Below are 6,658 nucleotides of genomic sequence, written 5' to 3'. Positions count from 1 at the left end.
TTGAAGAACAATCATCAATATAAATATAAGCTTCTCCTTTAGTGAATACTGGAGCATAACAATAATTACCTTTATCGTGAGTTTTGATATGGATTGATTTGTCTATGGGCTTGTCGGTAAGTTTTTGGGAAGGATTGCCACCAAATAAAAAAATAGAGAAACAGACTATTGTCAAAAAAAATCTAAGACTAAATTCCTTCATACCAAACACCTTTATTTCTTTGAATTTTGAAATCATATCTTATCATAATATTTTTTATCAAATCATAAATAATATTAAAATTATTATTATTTATAATCTGCCATAAGTCTTACATCATTTTAATTGTGTTCAAAAACAATATGTTCTATAATCAAAGATCAAAAATATCAAAGGTTTAAAAATGGAATGGGTCAGTATAATCACAGATGTCGTTGAGGTTCTTATTATTGTTGGATTGGTTCTATGGGTAAACAAAATCCAAAAACGCATTGAAAAGCTTGAAAAAAAATAATTCACTCAATATCAATCTAACTAAAAGTAAAATGGGGATAGCCCCCCATATTAAAACTATAAACTGAAATCTGGCATTAAATTAAAATTGAGGTATTTATAAATGTTTTCTTTTTTATCAGCAAGTTTTTCAGGGACAAGTTTAAAATATTCTTCTGGACTTGGAAGCCTACCAAATAAGGCACAAACAGCACCTAATTCAGCACTTCCTAAATAAACTTGAGCTCCTTTGCCCATACGATTGTCAAAATTCCTTGTTGAAGTAGAAAAAACAACTGCATTATCCCTAACTCTTGCTTGATTCCCCATACAAAGACTGCAACCAGGTATTTCCATCCTGGCACCTGCAGCACCAAAGATTGAAAAATAACCCTCTTTAGTCAATTGTTTCTCATCCATTTTAGTTGGTGGTGCCATCCATACCCTTGTAGGCGAAACCCCCGCTCCTTTAAGTATTTCTCCAAATGCCCTAAAATGACCAATGTTAGTCATACAGCTACCAATGAAGATTTCATCTATTTTATGAGGCCTGTTGGGATCAGCTAATACCTCACTCAAAGTAGCCACATCATCAGGATCATTTGGGCAAGCTAAAATAGGTTCCTTCACATCTGCTAAATCAATCTCAACAATAGCAGCATATTGAGCATCTTTATCAGGTTGTAAAAGCACAGGATTTTTTATCCATTCACGCATTTTATCAGCACGACGCTGAAGTGTAGTAGCATTTTGATAACCATCTTCTATCATTTTTTCAATCAGTTGAATATTAGACTCTAAATACTCAATAATAGGCTCTTTATTTAATAAAATACTGCAAGCTGCTGCACTCCTCTCTGCACTCGCATCGCTAAGTTCAAAAGCTTGTTCCACTTTTATGTCCCCTAGTCCTTCTATTTCTAAAATACGACCATTGAAGATATTTTTTTTACCTTTTTTCTCGACTGTGAGCAAACCTTGCTTGATAGCATAATAAGGAATAGCATTCACCAAATCTCTAAGCGTAATGCCTGGATTTAAACTTCCCTTAAAACGAACTAAAACAGATTCAGGCATATTCAAAGGCATTGTCCCTGTCACAGCAGCAAAAGCCACTAAACCACTCCCCGCAGGAAAACTCAAACCTATAGGGAATCTAGTATGGCTATCCCCTCCCGTACCAATAGTATCAGGCAAACACATCCTATTAATCCAAGAATGTATAATGCCATCTTTAGGTCGGAGTGCAACCCCACCTCTACTTGTCATAAATTCTGGCAAAGTGGCTTGCAAACTAATATCTGCAGATTTTGGGTATGCAGCCGTATGGCAAAAACTCTGCAAAACAAAATCAGCACTAAAATTCAAACTAGCCAATTCTTTGACCTCATCTCTAGTCATTGCTCCAGTGGTATCTTGACTCCCTACTGTTGTAACTATAGGTTCACAATAAATTCCTGCACCTATACCTTCTACTCCGCAAGCCCTGCCTACAATCTTTTGAGCTAAAGTATAGCCTTTAAATGTATCTTTTGGCATTTCGGGTTTGGCAAAAACTTCAGATTCACCTAATCCTAAAAACTTCCTTGCTCTATTAGTCAATCCTCTACCGATTATCAAAGGAATACGTCCACCTGCTCGTATCTCATCTACAATAGTATTAGGAGTGAGGCTAAAATGACTCACCACCTGTTGATTTTTTTCAATCACTCCTTTATAGGGATATATTTTGATAATATCACCCTCTTTCATCTCTCTAACATCTGCAATAATAGGTAATGCTCCACTATCTTCACAAGTATTGAAAAATATCGGTGCAATAACACCTCCAATAACTACACCACCACTCTTTTTATTTGGTATATAAGGAATTGAATGTCCAAAATGCCACATGATTGAATTGCAAGCTGATTTTCTTGAACTTCCTGTGCCTACAACATCACCAACATAGGCTACAGGAATACCCTTAGATTTTATATTTTCAAGACGTTTTTGATAATCTTGAACACGACTTTTTAACATAGCTTTTGCATGCAAAGGAATATCACTTCTAGTAAAAGCATCTGATGCCGGACTCAAATCATCAGTATTAGTTTCTCCATCAATTTTCAACACACATAATTGTATTTCATCAGGCAAAGCATCTCTATTCAAAAACCATTCGGCATCTGCCCAAGATTGTAAAATCTCTTTTGCCAAATGATTGCTTTGAGATAATTTAGCAATTTCATCAAACCCATCATAAACAAGCAATGTATGTTTCAAAGACCTTGCAGATTCTTTAGCAATTTCCCTGTCAGGATTTTGTATCCCTGAAATCAAATAAGCTACATTATACCCACCAAGCATTGTCCCTAAATATTTAATAGCCTCTATAGATGAAAATTCTTTGCATTTCAACTCACCTTTAGAGATTTTGCCTAAAAATTCAGCCTTTATTTTCGCTCCCTCATCAACACCAGGGCTAACACGATGTATCAAGAGTTCTTTAACAAAATCCTTATCTATTTGAGTGCTTAAAGGATCCATCAAAATTTCAATAGCTGCTTTAACCTGTTGGGCATTCAAGGGCAATGGTGGGATACCTTCTTTTTCTCTCAAATCCCTTGTCTGTTTGTAATCGTTGATAAAATCTTGCATCATCATCTCCTTTAATATACAAGTTAAAATCTTTGTCTTTCTAAGTATATGATAATTAATTTTTACTTAACAATACTTAATGATAAGACAATATTGGACACTTTTAGTCAAACTATAATAAAATTTCAAGGATACCAATCATTTATATGAATTTTATCGCTTCAATCCTTGCTGCTTTTCTTCAAGTAAAAAATATCTTTCAATCTTTGATTCAAGCTCTTTTTTTGCATTTTCCAAATCAGAAGCAATTTGCACAATCCCCTTAACCTGATAAATTTGATTGTCACTCAATTCAGATTCTAAAATTTTAACTATTTTTTCTAATTTTTCAATCTCAATAGGTAGAGATTCAAGCTCCATAGATTCTTTATAACTTAATTTTGTGATTATCTTATTTTTTTGAGTAGGTTGTTTTTTCTCTACTTCTGTCTGCATAAACTCATATTCTTGTAATTCTTTTTGAATATCTAAATATTGACTATAATCCATATAAGTTTCTTCACAAGCCCCATTACCATTAAAAACAAGCAATTTGTCAGCAACCTTATCTACAAAATAACGATCATGACTCACAAAAAGAATTGCTCCTTCAAAATTACACAAATATTCTTCCAAAATATTAATAGTTGCGATATCAAGATCATTGGTGGGTTCATCTAAAATCAAACAATCATATTTTTTCGCAAATAAAAGTGCTAAAGCAACCCTATTTTTTTCCCCTCCACTCATCAAAGCAATTTTTTTATCCAAAAATTCTTTTGGGAATAAAAAATTCTTTAAATAACCATACACATGCATATTCTTACCATTCACTTCAATATGATCCCCTCCATTAGGACAAAAAGTCTCTAACAAATCTTTATCTTCATCAAGCATTTTTCTGTATTGATCAAAATATCCTATTTTGACTTCACCTCTTTTGATTATCCCACTATCTTGGTTGATTTCACCTAAAAAGATTTTAAGCAATGTTGATTTTCCGCTACCATTTTTGCCTACAATAGCAATTTTATCTTTTTGCAATACCCTTAAATTCAAGCTAGAAATCAGAATTTTATTTCCTATTTTCTTACTCAACCCCTCACACTCAAAAAGCATTTTTTTGGAGTTTTTGCCTTCTATTTGATTAAAATGTTTCTTTTCTCTTTCAAGTTCCAATCGCATTTTTCGTATAATAGAAGGATTGTCCTTTGCAGTTTGCCTCATCTGCATTATCCTAGCCTTACGTCCTTCATTACGTTTCCTACGAGCTTGGACACCTTTTTGCAACCATTCTTCTTCAGTTTTCAATAGTTTTAGGAGATATTCTTGTTCTTTAGCAAGCTGATGTAAAATCTCTCCTTTTTTCTGTAAGTAATTTCCATATCCACCTTCAAAATTCCTAAGAATCCCTTCATCTATCTCCACAATCCGATGTGCCAAACTCTCAATAAAATAACGATCATGACTGATAAATACAACACTACATTTCAATATCCTAATCATTTCTTCAAGAAACTCAACACTTTGAACATCTAAATGATTTGTAGGCTCATCCAAAATAAAAATATCTGCACTTTTCAAAAGCATCCCTGCTAAAGCCAATCGTTTCTGTTCCCCACCACTTAAAGTGTTTGCCAAATGATCTGCGATATTCTCCAAATCAAAACGTTGTAAAATCTCTGCAACTTTATTACCCAAATCCCAAGCATTATGCTCTTCAATAAATGCTATCAACCTACCTTGTTCTTCTAAAACTTCTGAACCCACAATTTCTGATTTAGCAAGTCTAAAATTAATAGATTCAAGTTTTTTATGAGCTATTTTAAGCTCATAAAGACTGTCTTCACATACTTCTCTCACAGTCTTTAAAGGATCAAATACAATATTTTGTGGCAAACTTAAGATTTTAATATTGTTTTGAAAAATATATTCTCCACTATCAATTTCTATCTCTTTGGAAATAATTTTAAGCAATGTTGATTTTCCGCTACCATTTTTGCCCACAATAGCAATTTTTTCTCCCTTAGAAATTGAAAAATCTACCCCTTTTAATACTACTTTATAATCATACTGCTTACAAACCCCAAGCAAACTAATCAATGTCATCATGACCTCATATTTTTATCTGGCTAAAATCATACCAAAAATATAAAATCTTGATTGAAAATCAACCATTTTATTATTATTTTTTGTTTTTTATCATAAAATTCTATTAGCATATTGATGATGAAAAACAAACTAAAAATTAAGCGATTTTAATCACTTTAAAAAACAAAAGGAGAAAAATGAAAAAAAGACAAAAACTCACCAATCTAGATATCGGATGGGTAATAGGTTTATTTGGAACTGCAGTAGGTGCAGGTATATTATTTTTACCTATCAATGCTGGAATGGGTGGATTTTGGCCAATCGTAATAATGAGTATGTTGATTTTTCCAATGACTTTTCTAAGTCATCGTGCACTTAGCCGCTTTGTTCTATCTGCAAAACACCCAGACAAAGACATCACCCATGTTGTTGAAGAACATTTTGGGATTGGATTTGGGAAACTCATCACTATACTTTATTTTTTTGCTATTTATCCTATCTGCCTTGCATATGGAGTAGGCATTACCAATACAGTGGATAGTTTTTTGACTTATCAAATCGGACTTGAACCTACAAACAGATTACTACTCGCCTTTGTCCTCATCAGTGCGATGATGTTGGTGATGTCTTTCAATGAACGCATAATGCTTAAAATCTCTCAAGTTTTAGTATATCCTTTGATTTTTGCATTGATGGCTTTTTCTCTTTACCTCATCCCTTATTGGAAAATAGATGCTATTTTGGAAATACCATCTTTTGATAATTTTATCAAAGTCCTATGGATTACCCTCCCTGTGCTTGTATTTTCATTCAACCATTCACCTGCTATCTCAGCCTTTTCACTCAATATTCGCAAAGAATATAAAGAAAAAGCACTTGAAAAATCCAATCAAATTTTATTCACTACTTCAGCTTTATTGGTTTTATTTGTAATGTTTTTTGTATTCAGTTGTATTTTATGTTTATCTCCTCAAGAGCTTGAAGATGCTAGAAAACAAAATATCCCTATCCTCTCATATTTTGCCAATAAATTTGATAATCCTTTTATCTCCTATATTGGACCATTAGTAGCTTTTATGGCAATTGTTACTTCATTTTTTGGACATTATTTAGGTGCAAGAGAGGGGTTAAATGGAATTATTTGTAAATATAAAAATCAAAAACATGCAACAAAAAATATAAAGATTTTTACTGCATTTTTTATCTATATCACAATGATTTTAGTCGCCTACATCAATCCAAGCATTTTATCTTTTATTGAAAGTTTAGGAGGTCCTATCATAGCTTTGATTTTATTTTTACTGCCTATGTATGCTATCTACCAAGTTCCTTCAATGAAACAATTTCAAAACCGTATCGCAGATGGATTCATTATCATCACAGGTCTCTTTACTATTTCTGCCATCCTATATCAATTTGTACAATGATTATTTTTTTTAGTTAAAATCTTCTAGTACAAAAAAATTTGGATTGGAG

Annotated in this window: 4 protein-coding genes; 1 reads left to right on the top strand and 3 read right to left on the bottom strand. The window is 32.7% G+C overall.

Annotated features, from left to right (window positions below; genetic code table 11):
* The 3 genes from BKH44_RS07890 to BKH44_RS07880 form a co-directional block, all read right to left on the bottom strand.
* Positions 1-202 (bottom strand): DUF1561 family protein (locus tag BKH44_RS07890; RefSeq protein ID WP_143428328.1); only part of this gene is annotated, 202 nt, incomplete at its 3' end.
* A gap of 348 nt (positions 203-550) precedes the next feature.
* Complete coding sequence (gene acnB, locus BKH44_RS07885; RefSeq protein ID WP_180674150.1) at positions 551-3,115, bottom strand: bifunctional aconitate hydratase 2/2-methylisocitrate dehydratase; 2,565 nt, start codon at positions 3,113-3,115, stop codon at positions 551-553.
* A 150-nt stretch (positions 3,116-3,265) separates the two neighbouring features.
* Positions 3,266-5,200 carry an ABC-F family ATP-binding cassette domain-containing protein gene (locus BKH44_RS07880; RefSeq protein WP_095272119.1) on the bottom strand — a complete coding sequence of 645 codons (1,935 nt, stop codon included), beginning with the start codon at positions 5,198-5,200 and terminating at the stop codon, positions 3,266-3,268.
* Positions 5,201-5,379: 179 nt separating this feature from the next.
* Here BKH44_RS07880 and BKH44_RS07875 point away from each other — a divergent pair, with 179 nt between their 5' ends.
* On the top strand, positions 5,380-6,609 hold the full coding sequence (locus BKH44_RS07875; RefSeq protein WP_095272117.1) for an aromatic amino acid transport family protein: 1,230 nt from the start codon (positions 5,380-5,382) through the stop codon (positions 6,607-6,609).
* The last annotated feature ends 49 nt before the right edge of the window (positions 6,610-6,658 follow it).

Origin of the sequence: Helicobacter sp. 13S00477-4 (genome assembly GCF_002272785.1) — a bacterium.
GTDB lineage: Bacteria > Campylobacterota > Campylobacteria > Campylobacterales > Helicobacteraceae > Helicobacter_J.
The sequence above is the reverse complement of the archived record's forward strand: the minus strand, read 5'-3'. Positions and strand labels throughout refer to the sequence as shown.

What these genes read in the sequence shown, in the direction of transcription:
- acnB (WP_180674150.1), bottom strand. Translation starts at nt 3,115, where the DNA reads ATGATGCAAGATTTTATCAACGATTACAAACAGACAAGGGATTTGAGA.
- BKH44_RS07880 (WP_095272119.1), bottom strand. Translation starts at nt 5,200, where the DNA reads ATGACATTGATTAGTTTGCTTGGGGTTTGTAAGCAGTATGATTATAAA.
- BKH44_RS07875 (WP_095272117.1), top strand. Translation starts at nt 5,380, where the DNA reads ATGAAAAAAAGACAAAAACTCACCAATCTAGATATCGGATGGGTAATA.